Annotated in this window: 28 protein-coding genes and 1 tRNA gene; 12 read left to right on the top strand and 17 right to left on the bottom strand. The window is 62.4% G+C overall.

The features are described 5' to 3' along the window. Window positions 1-8: 8 nt before the first annotated feature. From NKH90_RS06915 to NKH90_RS06905, 3 genes are all read right to left on the bottom strand, one after another. Window positions 9-476 (bottom strand): tripartite tricarboxylate transporter TctB family protein, encoded by a 468-nt coding sequence (locus NKH90_RS06915; protein WP_352469443.1) that lies wholly within the window; start codon window positions 474-476, stop codon window positions 9-11. 79 nt (window positions 477-555) lie between these two features. Then, on the bottom strand, window positions 556-1533 hold the full coding sequence (locus NKH90_RS06910) for a tripartite tricarboxylate transporter substrate-binding protein (protein ID WP_352469444.1): 978 nt from the start codon (window positions 1531-1533) through the stop codon (window positions 556-558). Between the two features lie 185 nt (window positions 1534-1718). Then, a complete protein-coding gene (locus NKH90_RS06905) occupies window positions 1719-2174 on the bottom strand; it encodes a DUF2214 family protein (protein ID WP_352469445.1) in 456 nt (151 codons plus the stop codon). Window positions 2175-2392: 218 nt separating this feature from the next. On the opposite strand from NKH90_RS06905, the gene NKH90_RS06900 reads away from it, so the two are divergent. The 6 genes from NKH90_RS06900 to NKH90_RS06875 all read left to right on the top strand — a co-directional run bounded on the left by NKH90_RS06900 (window position 2393) and on the right by NKH90_RS06875 (window position 8405). After that, window positions 2393-2932, top strand: a complete 540-nt coding sequence (locus tag NKH90_RS06900; protein ID WP_352469446.1) for a GNAT family N-acetyltransferase — start codon at window positions 2393-2395, stop codon at window positions 2930-2932. Between the two features lie 207 nt (window positions 2933-3139). Continuing rightward, window positions 3140-4117, top strand: coding sequence for a Bug family tripartite tricarboxylate transporter substrate binding protein (locus NKH90_RS06895; protein ID WP_352453995.1), 978 nt, complete (start codon window positions 3140-3142; stop codon window positions 4115-4117). A 155-nt stretch (window positions 4118-4272) separates the two neighbouring features. Next, window positions 4273-4806, top strand: a complete 534-nt coding sequence (locus NKH90_RS06890) for a tripartite tricarboxylate transporter TctB family protein (RefSeq protein WP_352469447.1) — start codon at window positions 4273-4275, stop codon at window positions 4804-4806. A gap of 4 nt (window positions 4807-4810) precedes the next feature. Then, window positions 4811-6334, top strand: coding sequence for a tripartite tricarboxylate transporter permease (locus tag NKH90_RS06885; RefSeq protein WP_352469448.1), 1524 nt, complete (start codon window positions 4811-4813; stop codon window positions 6332-6334). 15 nt (window positions 6335-6349) lie between these two features. Next, the gene (locus NKH90_RS06880) at window positions 6350-7534 is read left to right on the top strand and encodes a CaiB/BaiF CoA transferase family protein (protein ID WP_352469449.1); all 1185 of its coding nucleotides are present in this window, start codon (window positions 6350-6352) and stop codon (window positions 7532-7534) included. Window positions 7535-7553: 19 nt separating this feature from the next. Continuing rightward, entirely contained in the window at window positions 7554-8405 is an 852-nt protein-coding gene (locus NKH90_RS06875) for a citryl-CoA lyase (RefSeq protein ID WP_352818284.1), read from the top strand. Between the two features lie 79 nt (window positions 8406-8484). Here the strand turns inward: NKH90_RS06875 and NKH90_RS06870 are convergent, their stop codons facing one another. The 13 genes from NKH90_RS06870 to NKH90_RS06810 all read right to left on the bottom strand — a co-directional run bounded on the left by NKH90_RS06870 (window position 8485) and on the right by NKH90_RS06810 (window position 21304). Next, window positions 8485-8994 (bottom strand): NUDIX hydrolase, encoded by a 510-nt coding sequence (locus tag NKH90_RS06870; RefSeq protein ID WP_352469451.1) that lies wholly within the window; start codon window positions 8992-8994, stop codon window positions 8485-8487. Between the two features lie 130 nt (window positions 8995-9124). After that, window positions 9125-9430, bottom strand: a complete 306-nt coding sequence (locus NKH90_RS06865; protein WP_352818280.1) for a hypothetical protein — start codon at window positions 9428-9430, stop codon at window positions 9125-9127. Window positions 9431-9551: 121 nt separating this feature from the next. Beyond that, a complete protein-coding gene (locus NKH90_RS06860) occupies window positions 9552-10244 on the bottom strand; it encodes a response regulator transcription factor (protein ID WP_352818277.1) in 693 nt (230 codons plus the stop codon). Next, on the bottom strand, window positions 10241-12982 hold the full coding sequence (locus NKH90_RS06855) for a DUF4118 domain-containing protein (RefSeq protein WP_352767753.1): 2742 nt from the start codon (window positions 12980-12982) through the stop codon (window positions 10241-10243). Before NKH90_RS06855 ends, NKH90_RS06860 begins: the two co-directional genes overlap by 4 nt. A 53-nt stretch (window positions 12983-13035) precedes the next feature. Beyond that, window positions 13036-13605 carry a potassium-transporting ATPase subunit KdpC gene (gene kdpC, locus NKH90_RS06850; RefSeq protein ID WP_352818274.1) on the bottom strand — a complete coding sequence of 190 codons (570 nt, stop codon included), beginning with the start codon at window positions 13603-13605 and terminating at the stop codon, window positions 13036-13038. Window positions 13606-13617: 12 nt separating this feature from the next. Beyond that, window positions 13618-15711 (bottom strand): potassium-transporting ATPase subunit KdpB, encoded by a 2094-nt coding sequence (gene kdpB, locus NKH90_RS06845; protein WP_352818271.1) that lies wholly within the window; start codon window positions 15709-15711, stop codon window positions 13618-13620. A 213-nt stretch (window positions 15712-15924) separates the two neighbouring features. Then, on the bottom strand, window positions 15925-17628 hold the full coding sequence (kdpA, locus tag NKH90_RS06840) for a potassium-transporting ATPase subunit KdpA (protein ID WP_352818268.1): 1704 nt from the start codon (window positions 17626-17628) through the stop codon (window positions 15925-15927). 25 nt (window positions 17629-17653) lie between these two features. Next, on the bottom strand, window positions 17654-18028 hold the full coding sequence (gene kdpF, locus NKH90_RS06835; RefSeq protein WP_352767747.1) for a K(+)-transporting ATPase subunit F: 375 nt from the start codon (window positions 18026-18028) through the stop codon (window positions 17654-17656). 45 nt (window positions 18029-18073) lie between these two features. Further along, the gene (locus NKH90_RS06830; protein ID WP_352767745.1) at window positions 18074-19555 is read right to left on the bottom strand and encodes a hypothetical protein; all 1482 of its coding nucleotides are present in this window, start codon (window positions 19553-19555) and stop codon (window positions 18074-18076) included. A gap of 108 nt (window positions 19556-19663) precedes the next feature. Further along, a complete protein-coding gene (locus NKH90_RS06825; RefSeq protein WP_352469832.1) occupies window positions 19664-19846 on the bottom strand; it encodes a hypothetical protein in 183 nt (60 codons plus the stop codon). Then, the gene (locus NKH90_RS06820) at window positions 19846-20034 is read right to left on the bottom strand and encodes a DUF3606 domain-containing protein (RefSeq protein ID WP_352469459.1); all 189 of its coding nucleotides are present in this window, start codon (window positions 20032-20034) and stop codon (window positions 19846-19848) included. Before NKH90_RS06820 ends, NKH90_RS06825 begins: the two co-directional genes overlap by 1 nt. A gap of 232 nt (window positions 20035-20266) precedes the next feature. Further along, complete coding sequence (locus NKH90_RS06815) at window positions 20267-20497, bottom strand: hypothetical protein (RefSeq protein ID WP_352469460.1); 231 nt, start codon at window positions 20495-20497, stop codon at window positions 20267-20269. 372 nt (window positions 20498-20869) lie between these two features. After that, on the bottom strand, window positions 20870-21304 hold the full coding sequence (locus tag NKH90_RS06810) for a DUF3597 domain-containing protein (protein WP_352539401.1): 435 nt from the start codon (window positions 21302-21304) through the stop codon (window positions 20870-20872). A gap of 321 nt (window positions 21305-21625) precedes the next feature. Here NKH90_RS06810 and NKH90_RS06805 point away from each other — a divergent pair, with 321 nt between their 5' ends. From NKH90_RS06805 to NKH90_RS06790, 4 genes are all read left to right on the top strand, one after another. Beyond that, window positions 21626-22051: a cupin domain-containing protein gene (locus NKH90_RS06805; protein ID WP_352465923.1), complete on the top strand. Its 426-nt coding sequence runs from the start codon at window positions 21626-21628 to the stop codon at window positions 22049-22051. A gap of 120 nt (window positions 22052-22171) precedes the next feature. Beyond that, window positions 22172-22771, top strand: a complete 600-nt coding sequence (locus tag NKH90_RS06800; RefSeq protein WP_352818264.1) for a YdeI/OmpD-associated family protein — start codon at window positions 22172-22174, stop codon at window positions 22769-22771. 462 nt (window positions 22772-23233) lie between these two features. Then, window positions 23234-23506 (top strand): hypothetical protein, encoded by a 273-nt coding sequence (locus NKH90_RS06795; protein ID WP_352818262.1) that lies wholly within the window; start codon window positions 23234-23236, stop codon window positions 23504-23506. Window positions 23507-23775: 269 nt separating this feature from the next. After that, complete coding sequence (locus NKH90_RS06790) at window positions 23776-24183, top strand: hypothetical protein (RefSeq protein WP_023675307.1); 408 nt, start codon at window positions 23776-23778, stop codon at window positions 24181-24183. A 202-nt stretch (window positions 24184-24385) separates the two neighbouring features. Here the strand turns inward: NKH90_RS06790 and NKH90_RS06785 are convergent. Then, window positions 24386-24475, bottom strand: a tRNA-Ser gene (locus NKH90_RS06785). Window positions 24476-24905: 430 nt separating this feature from the next. Here NKH90_RS06785 and NKH90_RS06780 point away from each other — a divergent pair. Further along, window positions 24906-25229 carry a hypothetical protein gene (locus NKH90_RS06780; protein ID WP_352469464.1) on the top strand — a complete coding sequence of 108 codons (324 nt, stop codon included), beginning with the start codon at window positions 24906-24908 and terminating at the stop codon, window positions 25227-25229. A gap of 66 nt (window positions 25230-25295) precedes the next feature. Beyond that, window positions 25296-25958, top strand: a complete 663-nt coding sequence (gene msrA, locus NKH90_RS06775; RefSeq protein WP_352469465.1) for a peptide-methionine (S)-S-oxide reductase MsrA — start codon at window positions 25296-25298, stop codon at window positions 25956-25958. Window positions 25959-26083: the final 125 nt, after the last annotated feature.

Below are 26083 nucleotides of genomic sequence, written 5' to 3'. Positions count from 1 at the left end.
TCATCTCCTCACAACGACAGTGGCAACCACGGGCCGAAACGCCGGAACGGCAGGCCGAGTGCGTAGCTGAAGATGGCGAACGCGAACAGCGTCAGGCCGGCCGACAGCACGAGCGCGGTCAGCGGCTTCATGCGGCCGCTGGCAAACGATGCGATCAGCGCCGCCAGGAAGATCGATGGGATGAAGCCGAGGCCGCGCACCGTCAGGCCGAAGAAGATCGGAGCAGGCAGGATGAACAGCATGCCGCGCCACGCAATGTAACCGATCGGCTCGCTCTCGAAGCGCACTGCCTCGACTAGGATGACGGCGCCGAGCAGAATGAGCACGATCGCCAGAACCAGGGGGAAATAGCCCGGCCCCATGCGAAAGGCGGTGCCGATTTCGAGGCCCAGCGACTGCAGCGCGAAAAAGACGCCAATAAAGATCAACAGCGCGGCGCATATGCCGTTGGCTCTGTCGATTGCGAAAGGTTTCATGACGTCCTCCCGGCCCGCCTCACGGGCGTGCCGATGCCGGTGTAAAAACGGGGCGCCGGCGGCGCCCCGTTAAAAACCTTTAGTCGGCGTACTGGCCGGCCGCTTCGATGATCGGCTTCCAGCGCGCAATCTCACTTTCCAGCTTGGCCTTGAGCGCGGCCGGCGTGGCATCGGCCTCGGGCGACGGCTTGGTGCCGAGTTCGGCAAATCGGGCGACGACGTTCTGGTCCTTCAGCGCCACCTGCAGAGATTTCGACAGGCGTTCGGTGATCTCGGCCGGCGTGCCCTTGGGTGCATAGATGCCGTGCCAGATGCCGACCTGCACCTGGGGAAGACCGGCCTCTATCGTCGTCGGCACGTCCGGCAGCACGTCTAGCCGTTGCGGCGAGGTTACGGCATAAGCCTTGATCGTGCCGCCCTGGATCTGCTTGGTGGTATTGGTCGTCTGGTCGCACATGATGTCGACCTGGCCGCCGAGAAGATCGGTCATGGCCGGGCCGGTGCCCTTATATGGTACGGTGACCAGCGGCGTGCCGATGGCGCTCATAAACAGCATGCCGCACAGATGCGAGGCGGCACCGATCCCGGCATTGGCAACGGTGATGCTGTCCTTGTTAGCCTTGGCGTAGTCGACCAGCCCCTTCAGATCGGTCGGCTCGAGGTCCTTGCGGCCGACGATGGTCATCGGCACCTCGGTGACGAGGCCGACATATTCGAATGCGTTCAGCGTGTCGTAGGCGAGCTTTCTGTAGAGCGTAGCACTTGTCGCCATGCCGATGTGATGGAGGAGCAGCGTGTAGCCGTCAGGCTCGGCATTTGCGACGCGGCCCGCGCCCAGTGTGCCGCCGGCGCCGCCGACATTCTCGACGATGACCTGCTGGCCGAGGTCCTTCGACATGGCTTCCGCGACAAGACGCGTGACGGTGTCAGTCGGGCCGCCGGCCGAAAACGGCACGACAATGCTGATCGTGCGTTCGGGGTAGGTCTGCGCGCCAGCGGCCGGTGGGTAAAGCATGGCGGCCGCAACGGCAGCCAGCGCGGCGACGAATTTTCTCATCGTGATTCCTCCCAGGATACGAATTACCAACCGCTGCGCGGAGTTCCTCTCAAAACCGAATGTAGATGGAGCAATAACTAGCGCAACCCGACAAATGACAATCAGCCTCGAACGGCAAACTGCACGTTTGTCCGCGCAAATGAGTGGAAAGGTTGGGCCGCGCGATGCCCTTCCTCCGACCTATCTTAATAACCGTAGCCGCGCGCCATCGCCGCCGCGAACACCGGGATCAAGAGGAAGATGAAGGCCTCGGTGCGGACATAGCTGCGAACGGACGCTAGCTCCGCCGCAGGCACCTGGAAGCCGGGACTGGCGCTCGCCTGCCTGTTCCAGGACAGGAATCGGACGGTCGGGATAATCGACAACAGGCCGACAATTGCGAAGGCGGCCATCTTTGCCCAGAACATCCAGTTGTAGACGTAGAATTCCCAGCCCTTGAGACCATAGATGACGCGGCCGATGCCGGCGACGATGATCAGCATGGCGATGATGCCGTAGTGGCGATCGATGCCGACAAGCCGCTTCAGCGTCGCGGCGGACAAGTCGCTGCGGATCAGGACGAACTCGGCGCCGATGATGCCTGCCAGCGAAAACACCAGCAGATGATGGAAGATGGCAAGCACAAGGTCGGTCGTGTCCATGCTGTTTTCCCTCTGTCGGACGGCAGCGCCGGAACCCAACGCGCCTGAACCAGTACTGGAGAAAAACTAACACCGCCTGGCAGGATTCACATCAGCCTGGAAGATGATCTACACAGCCTTGGCTCTTGTTTTTCGCAACGGATTTGGATTTCCCGTCTCGGGCGTGTCGCTGTCCCCACTTTTGGAAGACCTGCACGGGCAACAACCGAGACATGACCATGGCCAGTCCGCATACAATTGTCGCCCCAGTAATTGAGACCTCGCGCACGGTCCTGCGGCCGCACCGGCTTGACGATTTCGACGCCTATGTCGCGATGTGGGCCGATCCCGCCGTCACCCGCTTTATCGGCGGCAAGCCGCGCACGCGGGAGGAAAGCTGGATGCGCTTCCTGCGCCACGCCGGCCTGTGGTCGCTTCTGGGCTACGGCTTCTGGGCGATCGAGGAAAAAGCGACTGGCCGCTTCATCGGCGAGGCCGGCTTTCACGATCTGAAACGCGACATGACGCCGTCGATCGAGGGCATTCCGGAGGCCGGCTGGGCTCTGGTTTTGGGCGCGCATGGCCACGGGTTGGCCAGCGAAGTCGTCGCACGGGTGCTTGCCTGGGGCGACGAGACGTTCGGCGCCGCGAAGACCGTCTGCATCATCGATCCGGAAAACACCGGATCGCTGAACGTCGCGGCAAAATGTGGTTATGGCGAAGTGCTGCGAACCGTCTACCAAGGCAAGCCGACCATCCTGCTGGAGCGGCAACCCTGACGGATGTTGTTTGGCACTGCCTGCCACGTCGTCTTCGGGCGTCCGGTTCGCCAGCCTGAAAATCGTGCAGGCCGATTGTGCCGCATGCGGCGTGTTCTGTCTTTGACAGGAAGACGCAAACTCTGCATGAATTTTATCGAGCGGGTCTGAAGTCAGGCCACGTTTCTGGCAGGCACCGGAGGAGGTGTCGCGATTTGGAGGAATCCCATGCTGAACAGACGCCGATTCTTGATGAGCACCGCGGCAGCAGGTGCTGCCGGACTCGCGGCATCGCATTTTATTCCCGCCTTCGCGCAGGACGCGCCGCAGCTGCAGATTTTCGTGCCAGCGGCGCCGGGCGGCGGCTGGGACCAGACGGCGCGCGCCATGGACCAGGTGCTGCGCAGCGAAAAACTGATCTCCGGCTCGCAGATCACCAATGTCGGCGGCGCCGGCGGTACTGTCGGCCTGCCGCAATTCGTCAACCAGTGGAAGGGCAAGGGCAATGCGCTGATGGTGGCTGGCATGGTCATGGTCGGCGCGATCATCGCCAACAAGGCGGCTAACAACCTTACCGAAGTCACGCCAATCGCCCGCCTTACTGGCGAGTTCGAGGCGCTTGTGGTGCCGGCCGCCTCGCCATTCAAGACTGCGGCCGACTTTGTTGCCGCCCTCAAAGCCGACCCGACGCAGGTTCCGGTCGCCGGCGGTTCGGCTGGCGGCTCGGACCACATCTTGTTCGGCCTCATCGCCAAGACCGTCGGTGTTCCGGCCACCAATCTCTCCTATGTGCCGTTTGCCGGCGGCGGCGAGGCGCTGTCGGCGCTGCTCGGCAACCAGGTCGCGGCCGGCATCTCCGGCTATGGCGAGTTCGCCGAACAGGTCAAGGCGGGTGCGCTGCGGCTGCTGGCCATCTCCGCGGATAAACGCCAGGAGGGAATTGATGCGCCGACGATGAAGGAAGCCGGCATCGATGTCGAGCTGTTCAACTGGCGCGGCGTCTTCGCACCGCCCGGCGTCTCGGACGCCGACAAGGCAGCAATGATCAAGCTGATCGAGACCATGGCCAAGAGCGACGCCTGGGCCACCGAATGCAAGAACCGTAACTGGACGCAGATCCTGCTCACCGGTGACGATTATGCGAAATTCGTCGCCGAAGACACGGCCCGCATCGGGACGATCCTCAAGGACCTCGGCCTGGCGTGATGCTCTCGGCAAGGGGCGGCCTGCGCCCAACCCTTGCCGATTTTCGCCAGCCGCATGGACATACGCGGCGCCGGAGGTGAAACTAGGCCGAGATCGGCCGAGTGAGACCGGTCCAGGGAGAACCGGCCCTCGGGGCTGGCATTGGGAGGACGATGATGAGCACCAGCGACCAGCAGGCGCCGCCGCGCCTTGCAGTGCCCGAACTGCTGATCGGCGTTGGGCTCCTCGCCTGTGCGGGTGCGGTTGCCTGGCAGACGCTGGCAATCCCGGTCTCGCCGCTCTATTCCAAGGTCGGTCCGACCGTCTTTCCCTACATCACCATGACCGGGATGATGATCCTGTCGCTGCTGCTCATCATTGCCGCCTTGCGGGGCGGATGGCAGCCGGAGGACGAAAAGGAGACGCCGACCGACTGGAAGGCGATGGGCATCGTCGCCCTCGGACTGATCGCCAATCTGGTGCTGATCCAGCCGCTCGGCTTTACCGCGGCATCTGTCATCATGTTCGTTCTCATCTGCCACGGTTTCGGCAGCCGGCGTCCGCTGCGTGACGTGCTGCTCGGGCTGATCCTGGCGCTGGCCGCCTATTTCGGCTTTGCCAGGGCGCTTGGCGTCAATATCGGTGCCGGCTTCATCGAAAACCAGCTGAATGCGACCGTCGATTCGATCGTTGCCATGCTGAGGGGCTGACGCCATGGAAACGCTTGGCCATCTCGCGCACGGATTTTCGGTCGCCTTCTCGCCGATCAATCTCATATGGTGCCTGGTCGGCACCACGCTGGGGACTGCCATCGGCGTGCTGCCCGGCCTCGGGCCGGCACTGACCATCGCGCTGCTGTTGCCGATCACCTATCAGGTGGCGCCGGAGGCATCCTTCATCCTGTTTGCCGGCATCTACTACGGCGCCATGTATGGCGGCTCGACGACATCGATCCTGCTCAACACGCCTGGCGAAAGCGCCACCATCGTCACCGCGCTGGAAGGCAACCGGATGGCCCGCTCCGGCCGTGGCGGTGCGGCCCTGGCGACCTCGGCGATCGGCTCCTTCGTCGCCGGCACGCTGGGCACGATCGGCGTTGCCTTCCTGGCGCCGATCGTCGTCAAATTCGCGCTGGCCTTCGGCCCGGCCGAATATTTCTCGCTGATGGTGCTGGCCTTCATCACGGTTTCGGCGGTGCTCGGCTCGTCTTCGGTGCGCGGCCTGACCAGTCTGTTCGTCGGCTTCGTCGTCGGCATGATTGGCGTCGACCTGCAGACGGGGCAGCCGCGCTTCACCTTCGGCATGAGCGAATTGTTGGACGGCGTCGACGTCATCGTCGTCGCCGTTGGCCTGTTCGCCGTTGGCGAGACGCTTTACATGGCCTCGCGCCGCTATGCCGGCAAGGACGATATCGTGCCGTTGAAGGGCTCGCTCTACATGACCGCGGCCGAATGGGCGCGCTCGTGGAAGCCATGGCTGCGCGGTGCCCTGATCGGCTTCCCGATCGGTGCCATGCCGGCCGGCGGCGCCGAAATCCCGACCTTCCTCTCCTATGCGATCGAGAAGAAACTCTCCAGACACAAGGAGGAGTTCGGCACCGTCGGCGCCATCGAGGGCGTTGCCGGGCCGGAGGCCGCCAACAATGCATCCGCGGCCGGCGTGCTGGTGCCGATGCTGACGCTCGGCCTGCCGACCTCGGCGACGGCCGCGATCATGCTGTCGGCGTTCCAGAGCTACGGTATCAATCCGGGGCCGCTGCTGCTGACGACGCAGGCCGACCTGGTGTGGGGGCTGATCGCCAGCCTGTTCATCGCCAATGTCATCCTCGTCGTCCTCAACCTGCCGCTGATCGGGCTCTGGGTGCGATTGCTGAAGATCCCGGCGCCGCAGCTCTATGCCGGCATCCTCGTGTTCGCCACGGTCGGCACCTACGGTATCTCGCAATCGCCGATCGACCTCGTCATCCTCTATCTGCTCGGTGCCGCCGGCTTCCTGATGCGGCGTTTCGATTTCCCGACCGCGCCGGTCATCATCGGCATGATTCTCGGGCCGCTTGCGGAAACGCAGTTCCGCCGCGCGATGACCATCTCGAACGGCGATTGGACGGTGTTCTACAAGCATCCGCTGTCGCTGACGCTGCTGACGCTGGCCTTCATCGGCCTGGTTGGACCGCATATCTGGGCCTACATCGAGCACAGGCGCATGCGTGGACCGGAGCACGTGCCGGGCGATGCCTGAGCTGTTCGTGACGTCATGACAGACCTGCTTTCCGGCATCCGCGTCCTTGACCTGACCAATGTGCTGGCCGGCCCCTATTGCGCCTACCAGCTGGCGTTGCTCGGGGCCGACGTCATCAAGGTCGAGACGCCGCAAGGTGGTGATCTGGCGCGCCAGCTCGGCGCCTCGCCGGAGCTCAACCGGGCGGGCATGGGCGCTTCGTTCCTGGCGCAGAATGCCGGCAAACGCTCGGTGGCGCTCGATCTCAAGCAGGAGGCCGACCGCGAACGCTTCCTCGATCTGGTCGCTTCGGCCGACGCGCTGGTCGAGAATTTCCGCCCCGGCGTAATGGACCGGCTGGGGCTTGGCCATGCCAGGCTGAAGGAGGTCCGGCCAAGCCTTGTCTACTGTGCGATATCGGGCTTCGGCCAGACCGGGCCGATGCGCGACAATCCAGCCTACGACCAGATTATCCAGGGTCTTTCCGGCATCATGAGCATCACCGGTACACCGGAAACGGCGCCGCTGCGTGTCGGCTATCCCGTCGCCGATACGCTTGGCGGGCTGGTCGGAGCCTTCGCCATTACCGCCGCACTGGTCAAGCAGAAGACGACTGGCGAGGGCGCGTTCCTCGACGTGTCGATGCTCGAATGCACGCTTTCTGCGCTCGGCTGGCCGGTGTCGAACTATCTGACGGCGGACGTCGAGCCGCAGCCGATGGGCAATGAAAACATGACGGCCGCACCGTCTGGCGCGTTTCGCACCGGCGACGGCTTGCTCAACATCGCCGCCAACAAGCAAGAGCAGTTCGTCACACTGTGCCGGTTGATCGGTCGGCCGGAGTTGGCGTCGGATGTCCGCTTTGCCGAGCGCGAAACGCGCAAGCAGAACCGCATTGCATTGAAAGCGCTGATCGAGGATGCCTTGGCGAGCGGCTCGGCCGCCGCCTGGGAGGAGACGTTCAATCGCGCCGGCGTGCCGGCAGGCCGGGTGCTGACAATCCCGCAGGTACTGCAAGAGAGACAAGTGATCGAGCGCGGCATGACGGTACGCTTCCAGGCCGTGTCCGGGATGGCTAGGCCGCTGACCGTGGTGCGCGGCGGCTTCATGGTCGATGGCGAGGCACCTTTGCCGAGCAGGCCGCCGCCGGGGCTGGGCGAGCATATGGACGAAGTTTTTGCCAACCTGCCGCCACGCGCCAAGAAAAGAGCGAAGGCATGAGCGGCACGGAAAAGAAGCCATGAGCGACACGGAAAACAAGGCTGGCCGCGCGCGCGGCGAGGAATGGTGGCAGACCGGCATCATCGAGATGCGCCCCGGCGTCATCCGGCTGCGCGGCTATGAAATCCAGGATCTGATCGGTCGCGTCAGCTTTCCGGCAATGATCTGGCTCATGCTGCGCGGCGAACTGCCGAGCGAGGAGCAGGCGGCGCTGCTCGGCATCGCGCTGGGTGCTGCCGTCGACCATGGGCCGCAGGCGCCGTCGATCGCCATCGCCCGCATGGCGATCACGTGCGGCGTCGGCATCAACAGCGCCATGGCATCTGCCATCAACGTGCTTGGCGATGTGCATGGCGGCGCCGGCGAACAGGCGCTTTCCTTCTACGGCGACATCGCCGCTGAAGTGGACGCCGGCGTGCCCCTCACGGGCGCCGTGTCGCTGCGGGTTGGTCATTTCCTTGCTGGGGAGGACGGTTATGTGCCCGGGCTCGGCCATCGCTTCCACCCGGTCGACCCGCGGGCGCCCCGCCTCATCGAGCTGACCCGTGACTTTGCCGCGCGCGGCGTCGTCAGCGGGCGCTTCGCCGATATCGCCGAGATGGTCGAGGCCGAGGTTTCGCGGCGCAAGGGCAAAAAAATCCCGCTCAATATCGACGGCGCCACGGCCGTCATCTACGGCGAGCTCGGCTTCCCGCCGCCGCTGACGCGGGGCCTTTTCGTGCTGTCGCGCTCCGTCGGCATCCTCGCACATGCATGGGAACAGTCGCAGGAGAGCGAACGCAACAAAGGGCCACTGCCGCGCGAATGGCTGTGGGCCTATACCGGCACGCCGGCGCGGCCTCTGCCCGAGGAAGACGATGGCAGTCAGTGAGGCATCGGTTCAAGAGACGGGGGCGGCGGGCGCTGGAAACCAATTCCATCCCGACACAGTTGGGGCATGCCTCCATCTTCTATTGAGCGGGATCTTTTCCGAACGCCGGACTCTGCTTTTTGGGATTATGCTCCAGTTCGGCAATCCTGATGTTCCTCACCAGCGTCGAAAGATCCGGCTCGTCGATCAGCAACGCCGCGTCGGTCGGCGTCAGCCATGCCCGCTGCCGTCTCTTGGCTTCTTGCCACTTGGCAAGTTCCTCGGTTACCTCAAGCAAATAGACGACGACATCGACGCGAACGAAGCGGTTCGCCAGCCGCTTCCAGTAGTGGTAGGTGCCGGCAGGCTGTTTCAGTGTCTTGCCGAGAACACCGGCTTCTTCCTGTGCTTCGATGGTGGCTGCCTTGCGGCCGCTCTTGCCCTTCATCGGCCAGCCCTTCGGTACGATGAAGCGCCTCGTCGTTCGCGATGTGACCAGCATCACCTCGACATCGCCATGCTCGTTCAGCCGAAAGGGAATCGCCGCGACCTGGCGAACCCCGTCGCCCTTCCTTGCCTTGCGTACAACCTTCTTCTTGCTGGCTGCCATTCGATAATCCAGTCGAATCGGTGCCCAGACGGCAAGGGCAGCGTTGCAAACTCGCCCGCTTTCAATGGGGCGCAGGCGGAGCGGTTTCCCCAGTATATAAGTCGGCTAAATAAATGAAAGGGACCGGTCGTCAGCGGCAGGTGCTGACAAAGCCGCTCCCTGACGGCAGCAACTGGCAAGTTGGCCTCATCTGCGGCACCTCCTGCCGTTGCGGTATTGGGATTTGGCGATCCAGGGCACGGTACTGCTGTTGCTGCTGCTGGTATTGCTGCCGCCGCAGCCTGTTCTCCAACATCTGCAACTGGTCTTGCTGGATCAACACGTTGCGATCGGCGGGACTGCCGACCTGTGCCGATGCAGCAGGATTTACGCCCGACAGCATCGACGCAGTCAGCATTGCCGACCCTAAAAACGTCAATAGACGAAGCCGTGGCATTCGTTCATTCCCGCACAAAACCAATCTTCTTTTAATATAGGGCTTTTGTCCGGCGACGCCATGGCCGCCGCTGATTTGAAGCAGATTGGAAGAGGCATTTCGGCTTCGGATGCTCGTCGCGTCAATCGACTTCGCGCAGCCGGTATCCGACGCCGGTCTCGGTCGTGATATAGCGGGGCTGGTCGGGCGTCTTTTCAATCTTTAGCCTGAGTTGCCGGACATAGACTCTGAGATATTGAACGTCGGTGGAATCGCCCCAGACCTGCTTCAGCAGGAACTGGTGGGTGAGAACCTTGCCGGCGTGCTGCACCAAGGTGCGAAGAATGTCGTATTCCTTCGGCGAGAGCTTTATCTCCTTGTCCTCGATCTTGACGACGCGCTTCACCAGATCGACGGAGAGGTCGCCGGTCTGGAACACCGGTCTCTCACCCTGCTGCTGGAACTTGTGGCGAAGCGCGACGCGGATGCGTGCGACAAGCTCGTTCATACCGAATGGCTTGGTGACATAATCGTCGGCGCCGAGTTCGAGGGCCGAGACGATGCCGGCCTCGTCGGTGCGGCTGGAAAGAATAACCACGGGAATGTCCAGGCCATCATCCCGCCATTTGCGGAGCAGCTCATGCCCGCTCATGCCGGGCAGGCCGAGATCGAGCAGCACAAGGTCCGGCTTTTCCGTCGCGATGAGTTCAATCGCCGCCCTGGCGTTCGGCGCCTCGCTGATCGCATAGCCTTGGCTGCCAAGCCCGACGCGAAGCAGTTTCCGGATCGGCGGTTCGTCGTCGACCACCAATATCCTGACGTCCAGGCTCGTCATGCCAGATCGTCCATATTTTGATGGCCCGTCTCGGGTTCGCCGAGATTGGGCAGTTCCGCCGGCACCAGTTGCATCCTGATGGTGAAAACCGCCCCCGAGCGGTCGGACCTGTTTGCCGCCAAGAGCGTCCCGCCCATCGCTTCGATGAAGCCGCGGCAAATCGACAGGCCGAGCCCCGTGCCGGCACGCACCTGGTCACCCTTGCGCACACGGTAGAAAGTGTCGAAAACGCGCTCTAGATCCGCTGGCGGAATGCCTGGTCCCTCATCCATGATCTGCAGGATGACGAAGCCGTTGTCGGCCCAGGCTTGCAGGCGGATCGTCGAACCTGGCGGCGCGTATTTTGCAGCATTGTCGAGGAGGTTGAACAGCACCTGTTCGAACAGAACGGGGTCGACCCGCAACATCGGCAGATCCGATGGAATGTCGATCTCGGTCTTATGCTCGCCGACGATTTTGCGGGCCCGATACAGAGCTGAACCGACAATGTCGCCGAGATAGTGAAACGCATAGTTCGGCTCCATCGTGCCGGATTCGATCTTGGTCATATCGAGCAGATTGGCGATGAAGCGGTTAAGCCTCTCCGCTTCATCGAGCACGGTCGACAGCAGTTCCGCCCGGTCCTGCTCGGGAAGCGCGGCCTCGAAGTCCCTGAGTGTTCCGGCCGCGCCCATGATGGCGGCAAGCGGCGTTTTCAAATCGTGGGAAATGGAGGTGAGCAAGGCCGAGCGCAGACGGTCTGCCTCGGCCGCAAGCTTGGCCCGGTCAACATCGGCGACGAGCTGGATGCGCTCGATGGCGACCGCCGCCTGGTCGGCGAGCGCATCGAGCAGACGCTGCTGCTCGGGTGTCAGCAGCGGACCTTGCTTGTCGTTGTCGAGGCCGACAACGCCTACCGCCGTGCGTCCGGTCCGCAAGGGCAGATAGAGGCGCTTTGCTCCGGGCAGCGTGTCGGCGCCGCGCCCGGCGGCGCGGTTATGCTCCCAGGCCCAGCGGGCTGCTGCGATGTCGGCCTCGGCCAGCGTGTCGTCGGGTGGGTAGCCGGCTTTGACCGCAATCGTGCCGTTCTCCGGCAGAAGCAGCACCACGCGCAGCTTCAGCATCGAGGCGATCTGGAAGGCAGTCGCCCAGAGAACGTCATCAAGCGTCCCAGCGCCGGCGAGCTTCTTTGAGAAGAGATAAATATCTTCTGTGGCGCGTGCCCGCGAGCGCGCGGCGACCGCCTGACGCTGCACGCGCGCTGTTAGATTGCTGCCAATGACCGCAACAACCAGGAAGACAGCCAGCGCAACGATGCTCTCCGGATCCTCGATCGTCAGCGTGTAGCGTGGTTCTAGGAAGAAATAGTTGAAGGCAATGGCGCTGATGAGGCAGGCATACAAAGCCGGCCAGAGACCGCCGGTCACCGCCGACGTCAGGACCCCAATGAGAAAGATGATCGCCAGATTGCGGACGTCGAGAAACTGGTCGAGAAGGACGGCGAAGGCGAGCGAGCCAACAACATAGGCCGTGGCCCTGAGATAGGGCCAGATCTCGAACTGCCACTGCTCGTCCGCCGCCTTGACGGTCCTCGAAGTCGCCTCGGCGTTGCGTTCGTTTCCCGAAATGACATGGACGCTGATGTCGCCGGCATTGCGGATGAGATCGTAAGTGAGCGAGCCTTCGATCAATTCCCGCCAACGCGATCGGGTCGGCCTGCCGATCACGATATGGGTGAAGTTGTTCGCCGTCGCATGCCGAACGATGTCTTGCGCGACGTTCTGACCCGGAATGGTCGTCACCTCGGCACCGAGCTGCTCGGCAAGGCGCAGCTGCGTCGCCAGCCGATCCTTGTCCTCCTCGGGCATGGCCGCTGAATGAGGGGTATCGACATGAAGCGCCGTCCAAGGGGCGCGGAGCCGGTCGGCCAACCTCCGCGCATAGCGTACACGGGCCGCCCCGCCCGGACGCGCATCGACGCAGACGAGAACCCTTTCCCCCGCCGCCCAAGGCCCGGGTATCGCGTGGGCCCGCATGTGGGTCAGCAACTGCTCGTCGACCCGCTGGGCAGTGCGGCGGAGCGCCAATTCCCGGAGCGCCGTCAGATTGCCCGGCGAGAAATAGTTCTCGATGGCGCGCTGGGCGGTGCTGGGGATGTAGACCTTGCCTTCCTCAAGCCGTTTGATCAGATCGTCGGGGGTGAGGTCGATGATCTCGATGTCGTCGGCCTGGTCGATTATGGAGTCGGGGACAGTTTCCCGCACCCTGACGCGGGTGATCTGCGCCACGACATCGTTCAGGCTCTCGACGTGCTGGATATTCAGCGTCGTGTAGACATCGATGCCGTGCGTCAGGATTTCCTGGACGTCGAGATAGCGCTTGGGGTGACGGCTGCCGGCGACGTTGGTGTGGGCGAGTTCGTCGACCAGAACTAGCGCCGGGTGCCGGGCGAGGATGGCGTCGAGATTCATCTCCTCAAGGATCCGCCCCTTGTAATCGATCTCAAGGCGAGGAATGACCTCGTAGCCTTCGACCAGCGTCTGGGTTTCCTTGCGGCCGTGCGTCTCGACGATGCCGATCACCACGTCGACCCCGTCGGCCAGCCTGGCGCGGCCCGACATCAGCATCTCGTAGGTCTTGCCGACACCGGGGGCGGCGCCGAGAAATATCCTCAGGCGGCCGCGCTCCTCCCGCTCGGCATGCTCGAGCAGCGCGTCGGGAGAGGGCCTGGTTTCGGCGGTGCGTCTGTCGTCTGGCATACGGGTCAATCATGAACGGCGCCGGCTTCGGTGTCGATCCCGGCGCCGGTCCTTCACTGTTTCATGGCATCGTCCAGCGCAAGGTTGAGGGCCAGCACATTGACTACCGGCTCGCCGATGAATCCCAATTCGCGATCTTCGACATGGCTGTCGACAAGCGATTTGATCCTGGATTCATCGACGCCCCTGGCCTTGGCCACCTTGGCAACCTGAAAATAGGCCGCATCGGGGCTGATATGCGGATCGAGGCCGCTGCCGGACGTGGTGACCAGATTCATCGGTACCGGCTGGCTCGGGTTTTCGGCTCTCAGCTTTTCGGCGTCGCTCTTGATCCTGTCGATGAGCTTCGGGTTGGTCGGGCCGAGATTCGAGCCGCCCGAGGCGGCGGCATTGTAGCCGTCGCCGGCAGCCGACGGGCGGCCATGGAAGTAGCGGTCGCTTTCGAAAGCCTGGCCGATCAGCTCGGAACCGACGAGCTTGCCGTCCTTCTCGATCAGGCTGCCATTGGCCTGGCGCGAAAACAGCGCCTGGGCAATGCCGGTCATGCCGGTCGGATAGACCAAACCCGTCAGAATGGTGAAGAAGACGATCATGACGATCGCGGGCCTGATTTGATTGAGCATCGACGTGGTTCCTTAGGCGAGACCGAGAGCGGTGATGGCCATGTCGATCATCTTGATGCCGACGAAGGGCACTACGACGCCGCCAAGGCCATAGACAATGAGATTGCGGCTGAGCAGCGCACCGGCGCCGACCGCGCGGTATTTGACGCCCCTCAGCGACAGCGGGATCAGCGCAATGATGATCAGCGCGTTGAAGATGATGGCCGAGAGGATAGCGCTCTGCGGCGTCGCCAGATGCATGACATTGAGCGCTTGCAGCGGCCCGGCGGTCTGGCCCGGGGCGATGTAGAAGACGGCGAATATTGCCGGGATGATGGCAAAATACTTGGCCACGTCGTTGGCGATGGAGAAGGTGGTCAGCGAGCCACGCGTCATCAGCAGCGCCTTGCCGATTTCGACGATCTCGATCAGCTTGGTCGGATCGCTGTCGAGATCGACCATGTTGCCGGCCTCGCGCGCCGCGACCGTGCCGGTGTTCATGGCAACGCCGACATCGGCCTGCGCAAGGGCCGGCGCATCGTTGGTGCCATCGCCGCACATCGCGACCAGTTTGCCTTTGGCCTGCTCGTCGCGGATCAGCTTCAACTTGTCCTCGGGCGTCGCCTGGGCAAGGAAGTCGTCGACGCCGGCTTCCGCCGCGATCGCCGCCGCGGTCATCGGATTATCGCCGGTGATCATCACCGTGCGGATGCCCATGCGGCGCAATTCGGCAAAGCGTTCTGCGATGCCGCCCTTGACGATGTCCTTCAGATGGACGACGCCGAGCAGGCGCCCGTCGCGCTCGACCGCGAGTGGAGTGCCACCCGATTTGGCGATCTCGTCGGCGATCGCCTGAAGGTCGCGGACGGTGTCGCTGCCGGGGCGCATACTGCCTGTGGCAACGGTCGAGAGGTTGACGTGGGCAAGTACCGCATCGACTGCGCCCTTGCGGACCGAGGAGCCTTCCAGATCGACACCGCTCATGCGGGTTTGCGCGGTGAAGGGCACGAAAGTCGCGTGCAGGCTTGCCATGTCGCGGGCGCGGATAGCGTATTTTTCCTTCGCCAGGACGACGATCGAGCGGCCTTCCGGCGTTTCGTCGGCAAGCGAGGCAAGCTGAGCCGCGTCGGCCAGTTCCTGTTCGGTGACGCCCTTGACCGGACGAAATGCCGTCGCCTGACGGTTGCCCAGCGTGATGGTTCCGGTCTTGTCGAGCAGCAGCGTGTCGACATCGCCGGCCGCCTCGACGGCGCGGCCCGACATGGCGAGCACGTTGAAGCGCACCAGGCGGTCCATGCCGGCAATGCCGATAGCCGACAGCAGGGCGCCAATTGTGGTCGGGATCAGGGTAACGAACAGGGCGACCAGCACGGTCACCGAGATATAGCCGCCCGAATACGAGGCGAAGCTCGGGATCGTCGCCGTCGCCAGCACGAAGATCAGCGTCATGCCGACGAGCAGGATGTTGAGCGCGATCTCGTTGGGTGTCTTCTGGCGCTCGGCGCCCTCGACCAGCGAGATCATGCGGTCGAGGAACGTATGACCGGCAGCCGCAATGATGCGCACGCGGATCCAGTCGGACAAGACCTGCGTGCCGCCGGTCACCGCCGAACGATCGCCTCCGGATTCGCGGATGACCGGTGCGGATTCGCCGGTGATGGCCGCCTCGTTGACCGACGCCACGCCTTCGACCACCTCGCCGTCCGAGGGGATGATGTCGCCGGCTTCGACAAGCACGATGTCGCCGACCTTCAGGCTGGTGCCGGGCACCAGTTTGAACTTGCTGCGGTCGCCACCGTTCAACAGCTTGGCCTGCGTCTCGGTTCGCGCCCGACGCAGCGAGTCAGCTTGCGCCTTGCCGCGGCCTTCGGCCACCGCTTCGGCGAAATTGGCGAAGAGCACGGTGAACCACAGCCAGATGATGATCTGCAGCGTGAAGCCAAGATCGCCGCCGCTGGTAACGAGATCCTTGACGAACAGCACGGTGGTGAGCGCCGAGACGACGGCGACGACGAACATCACCGGGTTTCGCATCAAGGTGCGCGGGTTCAGTTTTCTGAAGGAACCGCCGATAGCGGGCCACAGAATGCGGGTATCCATGATGCTCACGGATTTCGACGGGCTCATTTGGTAGCTCCAGTGTCGATGTTGTTGACCGGTCGATCGTGTGCCGAACGAAGGTGCGGCGGCCCGTAAGCCAGCAGCCAGATCATGATCAAGGCTGCCGCAATAGCGAGGAATGTGGACAGCGTCGGGAAAGGAGGGGGCGTTTTCTCCCCCTCCGGCTCGGGGCGATGCCGGACCTTTCGAGGTATGATCTTGAACCAGGGCATCGCCGTTTCAGAATGTCTGACCGTGAATCATCGCCAGGTGCTCGACGATCGGTCCGACCGCCAGGGCCGGGAAGAAGGTCAGGCCGCCGACGATCAGGATGACACCGGCCAGCAGCCCGACGAACAGCGGACCGTCGGTCGGGAAGGTGCCGGCGGAGGCAGGGACGGTCTTCTTTGCAACCAGCGAGCCAGCAATCGCCAACGCCGGAATAATGACCAGGAACCGGCCCATCAGCATGCCGATGCCGAGCGTTACGTTGTACCAGGGCGTGTTGCCGCTGAGGCCGCCAAAGGCGGAGCCATTGTTCGCCGCGGCCGAGGTGTAGGCATAGAGAACCTCGGAGAAGCCGTGCGGGCCGGCATTGGCGATGGAAGCAACGCCGGTCGGCAGCACCACCGCGATAGCGGTGAAGATCAGCATTGCAAGCGGCAGGCAGAGCACGCCCAGCATAGCCATCTTGACCTCCTTGGCCTCGATCTTCTTGCCGAGATATTCGGGCGTGCGTCCGACCATCAGCCCGGCGACGAAAACGGCAATGACGATGAACATCAGGATACCGTAGAAGCCGGCGCCGACGCCGCCGACAATGACCTCGCCGAGTTGCATGTTGATGATGGGGATCATGCCGCCGAGTGCGGTGAAGCTGTCATGCATGGCGTTGACCGCGCCGCAGGATGCGGCCGTGGTGATGACGGCAAACAGTGCCGACAGGGCGATGCCGAAGCGGCTCTCCTTGCCCTCCATGTTGCCGCCGTCGACGCCCAGCGCATGGACGAGCGGATTGCCGGCGGCTTCTGCCCAGTAGCAGACGGCAACGCCGGCGATGAACAGCACGCCCATCGCCGACAGAATTGCCCAGCCCTGGCGCTGGTTGCCTACCATGCGGCCGAAGACATTGGTCAGCGCCGCGCCGAGGGCAAAGATCGTCACCATCTGGATCAGGTTGGAGATTGCATCGGGATTTTCGAACGGGTGCGCGGCATTGGCGTTGAAGAAACCGCCGCCGTTGGTGCCGAGCATCTTGATGGCAACCTGGGAAGCGACCGGCCCGACCGCGATAGTCTGTTGCGCGCCTTCGAGCGTCGTCGCGTTGACGTAGGCAGCGAACGTTTGCGGCATGCCGAGATAGACATAGACAAGAGTCAACACGATGCAAAAGGGCAAAAGCAGGTAGAGCGTGCCGCGGGTCATATCGACCCAGAAATTGCCGATCGATTTGCCTGAGGCTCTAGCAAAGCCGCGGATCAATGCGACCGCAATGGCGACGCCAGTCGCCGCCGACAGAAAATTCTGTACGGTCAAGCCGGCCATCTGCACGAGATAGGACATCGTGCTTTCGCCGCCGTAGTTCTGCCAGTTGGTGTTGGTCATGAAGCTGGCGGCGGTGTTGAAGGCCAGCCCAGGTTCGACGGCGGTCATGCCGGCCGGATTGTAGGGCAGGCCGCCTTGCAGCCGTTGCAGCAAATAGAGCACCAGGAAGCCGGCCAGGTTAAAGAACAGCAGGGCCGCCGCATAGGAGGTCCAGTGCTGCTCCTCGCGCTCGCTGGTCCCTGATATGCGGTAGAGCCCGCGCTCGAGCGGGGCCAGAATTGACGACAGGAATGTGCGCTCGCCGCTGAAAACGCGATGCATGTAGCCGCCGAGCGGCTTGGCCAGCAAAACGACGATCCCGCAATAGACGAGGATCTGCAGCCATCCGTTGATTGTCATGGGGTTGGCTCCTTGCCAGTGGAGATCAGAAGCGTTCCGGGCGAAAGAGGGCGTATGTCAGGTAGGCGAGAAGAAACAAGGTCACGGCGCCGCCGAGGATATAGTCGAATAGCATGTTACGATCCCCTAAACTTACAGCTTGTCGCAGGCTTTGATGTAGCCGAAGCATAGAGCAAAGAACGCGATTCCAATCGCGACAACAACTATGTCCATCATGAAATTTTCCTATATTGTGTTTGTTATTTGGAAAAAACTGTCCAAGCCCGTTCACCGCATCATGTCGGCGGCTGGATACATCGCTGCGGCGAATATGGATCAAAGTGCCATAAAGGTTCGAGACGGGACGCGGAGCAAAGAAATCAAAATCCCATAAGGATTTCGCCGCCTCGGCGCTGGCCACAGCTTCAGGAGGGAGGTGCGCACCGGCGCGCGAAGCTGCCGGGGCTCAGTCCGCGCGGGTGTAGATCACCGCGTAATCGTCCGCATAGGCCCGCTTCCAGCCCAGTTCGTCGAAGAACGGAATGCGGCTGTCGTCGGCGGTCAACAACGCCCAGCCTATCGTATATTTGTCGAGTTGGGCTTTCAGGATCGGCTTGCCCCGGCTGTGCCCAGTCCGCTCATCCGTTTCCGTAAAGCCGTTCAGGAAGAGCTGATCCGCGCGGCCGTCGATAAACGTCTTGACGCCGTGGAAAATCAGCGTGCCACCGAAATCGTAGGAGTTCAGCAGATTGCCCGACAGATTATGGGTTTGGGCAAAGGCCAGTGCGTCCCTCGCCGAGGTCTTCTGGCTCGGCGCGACCGGATAGGTCGTGAAGGCGGCAGCCGCCAAAACCAGCAAAACGGCAAGTCCAGCACAAATCCTGGAAAATTGCCGTGCGAAAAATTGTTCAAGTCCGTCACGCTTTTCCGCCGCCCATTTCTCGGCTGAAAGCGCTGGATATTGTTGCGCGACCTCGACGGCAAGGACCACCGGCACGAGAAGAAAGAATAGGTACATGAACCGTATGTGGGTGAGATAGACGTGCAACGTGAAGACAAGGAACAGCGCCTTGGCCCAGCCAATGCGCAATCTCGACACGAGCAGCCCGAAAAACGCCACCAGCAGGGCCACCTCCTGGAGGGTGTGCCGCGCGGCGTCGAAGGGCTGCCACTCCGCAATGTAAGGCACCGCCTCATTGCCATAGGCCACGGTGAATGTGGCGAGTATGGCCTTGACGCCATAGGGATTGAGCAGGCTGACCAGTGGGCAAAGCAGCCCGAAAAGGATCCACTTGGCCAGCAGCCGGGGGTTCGACAAGCGTGTGCGCATGACGAGATCGAGGCCGGCGAAGGCGGCGATGACGAAACCGAAGGTGAAGGTGGCATGGAGATTGGCCCACAGGCAAAGCAGCGCCAGCAGCCATAAGGGCGGCGCTTTCTCGTTGCGTGCGGCCTGGAAAAGACCGGCGGTCCAGACGACGATGATGGGCAAGGTAAAGATGTGCGGCCGGGCGACATAGATTGGCCCGATCAAGAGCGCGAGAACCAGCGTCAGTCCTATCGCCAGCGTCGGCTTCAACCACGCGCTGAGATACCACGACGTCAAGAAGACCGTCAGCGCGATTACTGCAGTCGCCAGCAGCACCACGCCGTTCCAGCCGCCGGCTTCAAAGGCAATTGCAAGGAGAACCTGGCTAAGCCATTCCTTGGCGATCCATGGCTGGCCGGCAAAAGTGTAGGAATAGATGTCGACGGTGGGGAATGTGCGGCTTGCCAGCATATCCATGCCGACCTTGATGTGCCACCAGCTATCGGGATCCTGCAGGAGGGAGGTGGCAAAGGCGAGGAGCGCCGCCGCCATCACGACCGCCGCCACCAGGCAAAACATCAGCCTCACATGCCGTATGTCGTCTATCGACGGCCTCGCCTCACCAGATATCCCGCGCATATGGCATCCCTGAGCCGCGATAGCGGAAGGGATAGGCCGAACTTGTTAGAAAACCGATAAGCCGCAGGATAGCGGCCTCTATGCCGCGCGTCCAACCGGCTGGGCGGCTCAGCCCTCGGCCTTGAAGTTCTTGGCTTCCTTCTCGACCTTCGGGCTGTCCTTGCCGTGCTTGCGCATCAGATCCTTCGCCTGCTTCGGCGAAACGTCGGTGGTTTCGGCCAGGCGCAGAGCCTCCTTTTCGTCCAGATCGCGCGTCTTGCGGTCGGCCATTGCGGTTTTCTTGTCAGCCATTACGACGCTCTTATGCTCTCGGCGATTTCGTTCAGCACCTTGCGGTCGGTGCCGTGGCGCTTGATCAGCGTGCGTGCCTGCTCAGGGGTAATGCCCGCTTCCTCGGCGAAGTGACGTACCTCGTAGTCTTCGCCGCCCGCCATTCGTGAGCGGTCGCGACTGTCGGTCTTGGTTTTGTCGTCGGCCATGGCAGCTCTCCTCATCTCAACGAGAGCATAACGGGCAAGATTTCAGCGAGTTCCTTCGAGCGTGTCGCCCAACTACCGGCTTCGGGCATGACCCGGCATGAGCAGCGGTTTTGCTCAAAGCAAGGGCTTGGTGCCAGGCCGACCTTCACGCACAAACAGGCCGGCCTCTTTGGCGGCGCTGCCACCGCCCGCCATGCTCCTGGGCGCAGCCTGATGTTCGTTCCAGATTGTTTTAATGGGAGCGATGGTCGAACACGACGCCCATGGTCCTACCAACCGCCGTCATGACGATAAGCTCGACCAGATCGTCGTCACTGTTGCCGCAGGCCGGAGCCGTCCTGCGAACGATGTCCAGCATCGCCCTCGTCGATATGGTGTCGCCGGCACCAAACCGTGAAAGCGCAGATGAAACAAGCTCTTGGGCTGTCAAGTCGGCGACCGTCACCCGCTTCACCACGTTCATTGGCTTCCTCCCACCATGAACCCTCTCCCGGGAGAATGATACGCCGAACGTCGCGTTTCGCCAGCAAAATGGTGGTCCTACCAGCGCGTGGGCAGCGACCGAAATCGTCGGTTTTGCGGGAGGCAATCCGGGCGCGAGGCGGCAGCGCTTTGTGCCATGCGACTTCCCATGGACCCAATCCCGGCGGCCGGGATCGGTCTCAGTTTTATCTAATGGCAGTCTGATGCTTGGCAGTGTGGTCTGCTCGGTTGCGGCCGAAGCCGGCGCAGCAAGAACCACGGTGCGGGCAGAACCGGTCTGTCTTTTTCGTTTGACGCAATTCCGCACGGAAAACCGTTCACACGTTTTCCTGGAATTGCTTGTCTTGTGACTCTAGGCGGCCAGGTCGCTCGGAAGCTTGCCGCCGTTCTCGGCCAGCTTTTTCATCAGTGCGTCGTGCAGCCACAGATTCATCGTTACAGTGTCGTTCATATCGCCGGTGTAGTTCAGCTCGTGGGCAAGCTCCTTGCGGGCGCCGAGGCTGCTGTCGATATTCAGAGCCTTCATCAGGTCGACGATCGAATTCTTCCAGTTGAGTTTCTGCCCCCTCGCGGCCACCGCCTTGTCGAGAATGGCAGCGATGTCCGGGGCAGAGGACGGCGCGGCCGGCGCGGCCGGAGCCGGGGTTGCAGCCGGGGCGGATCGGGTAGGCGCCGTCGGCTGGGTGGCCGTGCTCGAAGCAGGCGCGGGAGACGGTTGCGCCGGCGGCGCTTCGCCCGCAACCGCGTTTCCGAAAATCGCACCTTTGATACTGTCGAAAATGCCCATTGCTATCTCCTGTATTGGCTCGACGGTGTGTTGCCCTGACGGTCGGTGAGGCGACCGTTGCCGAATGCCGCATTGAGCGCCCTGGTTGTACCGGACCACGAACGCAACGCAGGGGCAACTCAAAACTGACTAAAAGGTAAAGGCTTGGTTGCATTGGGGTATCGGCTCAGTGATCCGGCCCGAGAGTAGAATAGGTCGGATCGCGGCCCGACAAATCGTCACGCGCAATGCACGAGGGAACGGTCAGCAGCCAGTTTTGCTGACGCAGACCAGAAAAATCATCTAGATTCGTGTTCGCAATTCGCTGAGAGGAACGAAGCCATGACAGCAGTCGTCGCATCCGACAGGCTCGAACGTTCGCTGGTTTGGGCAGAGGACGATCCGTCGGTCAAATGGGCCGGCGCTTTCGCGGTTTACGGCGGGCACGGCACCACCCAGTCCTCGGTCATTGTCTACGAGATCGAGCCCGGCAAGCGGCTCGGCTGGCACAGCGACGCCACCGAAGAGACGCAATACATCATCGCCGGCACCGGCGAGCTACACATTGAGGGCGGCACCACCCACCCGGTCGGGCCGGGCAGCGTCCTGGTACTTCCGACGCCGGTCAGGCACGACCTCGTCAACACCGGCACCGAAACCCTGCGCGCCGTCGCTTTCTTTGCGGCGGCGATGTTCACGCAGACATTCGACAACGTCATGCTGCCGCCGAAATCCCATGTCCTCGGAACGCCCAATCGTGCGGGCTGAATGCGTGCCGGCGAGAATCACCAGGCCTGCGGATTGCGGACTCGGAGCTGAGGTGAGCGCGCGCGCGGCCGGCAAGCGGTTTGGCGTCGTTACGCGCCTGCGTCGTGGGCGGACCGGCTGATGGCGCCCGTCAAGGTCGACCCCGCCAAGGTGCGCGAGTTCAGGGATGCCGAAAGCTTCCATGCCTGGCTTGGCGAGCATCACGACAGCGAGGACGAAGTCTGGATCAAGATCCATAAGCTCGATTCGGGACTGCCGTCGATCACTCCGAAGCAAGCCATTGACGTGGCGTTGTGCTGGGGCTGGATCGATGCCGTGCGCAAGGCCTTGGACGGCAAAAGCTACCTGCAGCGCTACACCCCGCGCGGCAAGAAGAGCACCTGGAGCCAGATCAATGTCGACAATGTCGCCCGGCTGATCGAGGAGGGCCGGATGACCGAGCACGGGCTGAGGCAGGTCGATGCGGCCAAGGCCGACGGCCGCTGGGCGCGCGCCTACAAGAGCGGCAAGGGGATGAAGATCCCCGACGACCTCCAGGCGGCAATAGACGCCGAGCCCACGGCGAAAGAGATGCTGGCAAAGCTCAGCGGCCAAAACCGCTTCGCACTCGCCTTCCGCATCCACAACATGAAAACCGAAGCCGGACGCAAGAAGAAGATCGCGGCGTTCGTGGAGATGCTGAAGCGCGGCGAGACGATCTATCCGCAGGGCAGAAAGTAACATCTGACGAGGCGTGCCGGCGCTGCGTCTTGTGCTTGTCCCGGTCGGCGAGCCTCGAATGCGGCCGGATCACTGCTCAGGCCCACCTTCGATCCAGGCGATGTCGCCGACGATTTGTTTTCTACGAGCGTCGCCCGGCACTTCGACACCAGCTCTCATTCGTTTAGTTGATGCAGGAAAAAGTCTCGTCCTCACAGTCGGCATAGTATATTAGCAGGCGCTGTTATGAGGTTTTTGCCCGTTCAGGAGCCGACTGGCACGTGGGCCGTGTTTGATGCGGCCGTGGATGTGCCTGCGGATTTCGCTGGCAGTTGCCTTATCGGCTTGCCGCGGGAGCGGGCGGAGTGGCTCGCAGCAAGAGCCAATCGAGATGCTGCAAAAGGCACTTCGATTTGCCCGTTGTCAGCTGCCGGACCGGCACAAGCCGCGGTTCTTAGACTTAGACCGATAGGAGAGATTTCGATGATGCAAGAAACGGTAATGGCGGCTGCGTTGGCAGCCAGGAATCAGGAAGCGGATATTCGTGGTGTCTTCGATATCACCAACAAAACCGATGCGCCAATTGGCCCCCGCCGATTGGGCGAGGCTATCCACTTTGTCGCCAATGCACCTATCGTTGGCTATGATGTTCACGCCGCCGTCATCAGATATGGCCCAGTCGGAACCCCCAGCCTCAGAGCAACAGATTGCGCACAGCTGTGGGAGAAGTTCGGCGAGGCCTTGCTGCAACACTGACGGGCAGACCTTTGGCGCGTATGGCACCACCATCGTGCAGGACACTTCCCTGGCGAGAACGACATGCAAGCCTGGCCGGTAATGTTGCAATTAAATTAGCGTGAGTGCATATTTTTTGCTGGCTGGACTCGCAACCGGCCAGGCCCGGCGGCCGGCCGCCAACGGGCTGTCAGGCCGGCGACAAATGGCTCCGCAGGCCCGACGGTCCCTTGGCAAGATCGCCGGAACCACAGCATGATGCGGCGGCAAAACGGGTTTGGGAGAATGACATGCCTAAGGTTTCGGAACTCTTTTTCAAGACAGCCATCATCTTTCTTATTCTGGGAATTGCAGCTGGCCTGCAGATGGCAATTTCAGGCGATCACGGCGCGTTTCCGGCTCACGCGCACATCAACCTGCTGGGGTGGGTCACCAGTGCAATATTCGGCGGCTATTATGCGCTGAACCCGGCGAAGGCTGCCCGCAGGAGCGCGATGATCCACTATGGCGTCTACAATCTCGGCCTGGTCGTGATGCTGCCGGCTCTTTACCTGATGCTGCAGGGAAATCCGGCGCTCGAGCCGATCGTCGCCACCGGCTCAATGATCGTCGCTGTCGCCGTGCTTATCTTTGCCTTCGTGGTTTTCTCCGCCGAAACAGAGCGCTCAGTCTCGGGGATACAAGCGGTCCCGCGCTAGACGGGGCGGGCGATGGTGCCGAGTCGACCAAGCCCGCGCTTCTGGTGAAGCGCGGGCCGATTGGTTGTAGGCTGATCTGAGGTAAGAGTGCGGCGAAGATGAAAGCCGCTCGCGCCCCCCTCTGCCTGCCTCAAGATACTGCATCGCAGCGGCAGTCGCCGTCCAGTGTCCCTTCAGACTCGGCGAGCCGGTGAGATTTAACTGGCGGAGAGAGCGGGATTCGAACCCGCGTTACGGTTTCCCGTAAACACACTTTCCAGGCGTGCGCCTTCAACCACTCGGCCACCTCTCCGTCTTTTTAGCATTTTCGACGCGGCCGGTTTCGCCGCGCGGGTTGGGGAGATGCATCTCCTTTGGGATTCCGGTGCCGGAATTCCGGCCGTGGGCGCCGTCAACCAGCGGATACCCTTTCCCCGCACCTGAGCCGTCAAAGCAACAGGCGCGGGGCTCATCTAGTCGATCCGGTGCCGAATGCCAAGACATAACGGCAGTCTATTCGCTTTGCCGGATACGGATGCTCAGCCCATGCCGCTGGGGCACCCGTTGGGAGCCTATCGAAAGGAGCGGCGGAGGTGTGCTTGCCGTCACCGGCGCGCCACCGGTCCCGGCGAACCGGCGGCCGCAGGTTCAACTTCGCGTGTCGCGATTGCGGATAAAGCACGCAGATCCTATTTAACAGTCCACACGACATTCTGATAAACTCCTGGGGAGGAAGGGTCCGGATGTTCCGCTTTATCTTCCGTCTTGCCGCAATGATCGCGCTTTCGGTTTCGGTCATCATGGCCGTGCTCGATGCGACCCGCTCGGTGGCGGCTTCGGCGCTGGTGATGACTCCGCTCAACACCAGCTGGCTCGCGGTTTCGCCGGATACGCGCAGCGCCTTCGAAAGCTTCGTCCGCGACAAGGTCAACCCGCTGCTGTGGGACGGTGCCATCGCCTGGGTGCTCAGCCAGCCCGGCTTTGCCGTGTTCGCGGTGCTGGCGTTCATTCTTTATGCAATCGGTTACAGGCGGCAGCGCCCCAGCGGGCGGTTCGCCGCAACCTGACATTTCCAGCCTGACCCGGTGATCCCGTACCCGGAAGGCTCAACCAAGAAGAAAAGGAAGCCACACATGTTTCTCAGCGACATGCTGAACAAGAAGCTCAACCTGCCGAAACCCTCCGAGGCGTTGCCCGGCCGCGACCGGCCGATCCCGACGGCATCGAAGCACTTTGTCTCGAACAGGCCGCTCAAGGGTCCTTATCCCGAAGGGATGGAAACGGCGATGTTCGGGCTGGGCTGCTTCTGGGGCGCCGAGCGCCTGTTCTGGCAAGTCGAGGGCGTATGGGTCACGGCGGCCGGCTATGCCGGCGGCGTCACGCCCAACCCGACCTATCAGGAAACCTGCACGGGCCTGACAGGCCATGCCGAAGTCGTGCTCGTCGTCTACGATCCCAAGATCGTGTCCTATGCCGAGCTCTTGAAGCTGTTCTGGGAAAGCCACGACCCGACGCAAGGCATGCGCCAGGGCAATGATGTCGGCACCACCTACCGTTCGGCGATCTATACGTTCAACGACGCGCAGTACCAGGCGGCGCTCGCCTCGCGCGATGCCTACGAGGCTTCGCTGCGCGGTGCCGGACGCGGCAAGATCACCACCGAGATCGCGCCGGCGCCGGAATTCTACTTCGCCGAGGAAGACCACCAGCAATATCTGGCGAAGAACCCTTACGGCTATTGCGGCCTGCAGGGAACCGGCGTCACCTGCGCCATTCCGGCCGCCGTCTCCGCCTGATTTTATGCCCCTGACGCAAGGAATATGCTGTGGCGCCGCGATGCGGCGCCATGCTTTTCCAAAGGGTCAAAATTCCACGTGAATTTTGTTTCGGGCCGTGCCAGATTGACCCGAAGCGGGAGGAA

It is taken from the genome of Mesorhizobium sp. M0898 (genome assembly GCF_040319695.1).
Taxonomy (GTDB): Bacteria; Pseudomonadota; Alphaproteobacteria; order Rhizobiales; family Rhizobiaceae; genus Mesorhizobium.
This window is presented reverse-complemented; position numbering and strand designations above follow the sequence as displayed.

Bases quoted from the DNA above. Each gene is read 5' to 3' on its own strand.
- NKH90_RS06915 (WP_352469443.1), bottom strand. From the start codon at position 476: ATGAAACCTTTCGCAATCGACAGAGCCAACGGCATATGCGCCGCGCTG.
- NKH90_RS06910 (WP_352469444.1), bottom strand. From the start codon at position 1,533: ATGAGAAAATTCGTCGCCGCGCTGGCTGCCGTTGCGGCCGCCATGCTT.
- NKH90_RS06905 (WP_352469445.1), bottom strand. From the start codon at position 2,174: ATGGACACGACCGACCTTGTGCTTGCCATCTTCCATCATCTGCTGGTG.
- NKH90_RS06900 (WP_352469446.1), top strand. From the start codon at position 2,393: ATGGCCAGTCCGCATACAATTGTCGCCCCAGTAATTGAGACCTCGCGC.
- NKH90_RS06895 (WP_352453995.1), top strand. From the start codon at position 3,140: ATGCTGAACAGACGCCGATTCTTGATGAGCACCGCGGCAGCAGGTGCT.
- NKH90_RS06890 (WP_352469447.1), top strand. From the start codon at position 4,273: ATGAGCACCAGCGACCAGCAGGCGCCGCCGCGCCTTGCAGTGCCCGAA.
- NKH90_RS06885 (WP_352469448.1), top strand. From the start codon at position 4,811: ATGGAAACGCTTGGCCATCTCGCGCACGGATTTTCGGTCGCCTTCTCG.
- NKH90_RS06880 (WP_352469449.1), top strand. From the start codon at position 6,350: ATGACAGACCTGCTTTCCGGCATCCGCGTCCTTGACCTGACCAATGTG.
- NKH90_RS06875 (WP_352818284.1), top strand. From the start codon at position 7,554: ATGAGCGACACGGAAAACAAGGCTGGCCGCGCGCGCGGCGAGGAATGG.
- NKH90_RS06870 (WP_352469451.1), bottom strand. From the start codon at position 8,994: ATGGCAGCCAGCAAGAAGAAGGTTGTACGCAAGGCAAGGAAGGGCGAC.
- NKH90_RS06865 (WP_352818280.1), bottom strand. From the start codon at position 9,430: ATGCCACGGCTTCGTCTATTGACGTTTTTAGGGTCGGCAATGCTGACT.
- NKH90_RS06860 (WP_352818277.1), bottom strand. From the start codon at position 10,244: ATGACGAGCCTGGACGTCAGGATATTGGTGGTCGACGACGAACCGCCG.
- NKH90_RS06855 (WP_352767753.1), bottom strand. From the start codon at position 12,982: ATGCCAGACGACAGACGCACCGCCGAAACCAGGCCCTCTCCCGACGCG.
- kdpC (WP_352818274.1), bottom strand. From the start codon at position 13,605: ATGCTCAATCAAATCAGGCCCGCGATCGTCATGATCGTCTTCTTCACC.
- kdpB (WP_352818271.1), bottom strand. From the start codon at position 15,711: ATGAGCCCGTCGAAATCCGTGAGCATCATGGATACCCGCATTCTGTGG.
- kdpA (WP_352818268.1), bottom strand. From the start codon at position 17,628: ATGACAATCAACGGATGGCTGCAGATCCTCGTCTATTGCGGGATCGTC.
- NKH90_RS06830 (WP_352767745.1), bottom strand. From the start codon at position 19,555: ATGCGCGGGATATCTGGTGAGGCGAGGCCGTCGATAGACGACATACGG.
- NKH90_RS06825 (WP_352469832.1), bottom strand. From the start codon at position 19,846: ATGGCTGACAAGAAAACCGCAATGGCCGACCGCAAGACGCGCGATCTG.
- NKH90_RS06820 (WP_352469459.1), bottom strand. From the start codon at position 20,034: ATGGCCGACGACAAAACCAAGACCGACAGTCGCGACCGCTCACGAATG.
- NKH90_RS06815 (WP_352469460.1), bottom strand. From the start codon at position 20,497: ATGAACGTGGTGAAGCGGGTGACGGTCGCCGACTTGACAGCCCAAGAG.
- NKH90_RS06810 (WP_352539401.1), bottom strand. From the start codon at position 21,304: ATGGGCATTTTCGACAGTATCAAAGGTGCGATTTTCGGAAACGCGGTT.
- NKH90_RS06805 (WP_352465923.1), top strand. From the start codon at position 21,626: ATGACAGCAGTCGTCGCATCCGACAGGCTCGAACGTTCGCTGGTTTGG.
- NKH90_RS06800 (WP_352818264.1), top strand. From the start codon at position 22,172: ATGGCGCCCGTCAAGGTCGACCCCGCCAAGGTGCGCGAGTTCAGGGAT.
- NKH90_RS06795 (WP_352818262.1), top strand. From the start codon at position 23,234: ATGATGCAAGAAACGGTAATGGCGGCTGCGTTGGCAGCCAGGAATCAG.
- NKH90_RS06790 (WP_023675307.1), top strand. From the start codon at position 23,776: ATGCCTAAGGTTTCGGAACTCTTTTTCAAGACAGCCATCATCTTTCTT.
- NKH90_RS06780 (WP_352469464.1), top strand. From the start codon at position 24,906: ATGTTCCGCTTTATCTTCCGTCTTGCCGCAATGATCGCGCTTTCGGTT.
- msrA (WP_352469465.1), top strand. From the start codon at position 25,296: ATGTTTCTCAGCGACATGCTGAACAAGAAGCTCAACCTGCCGAAACCC.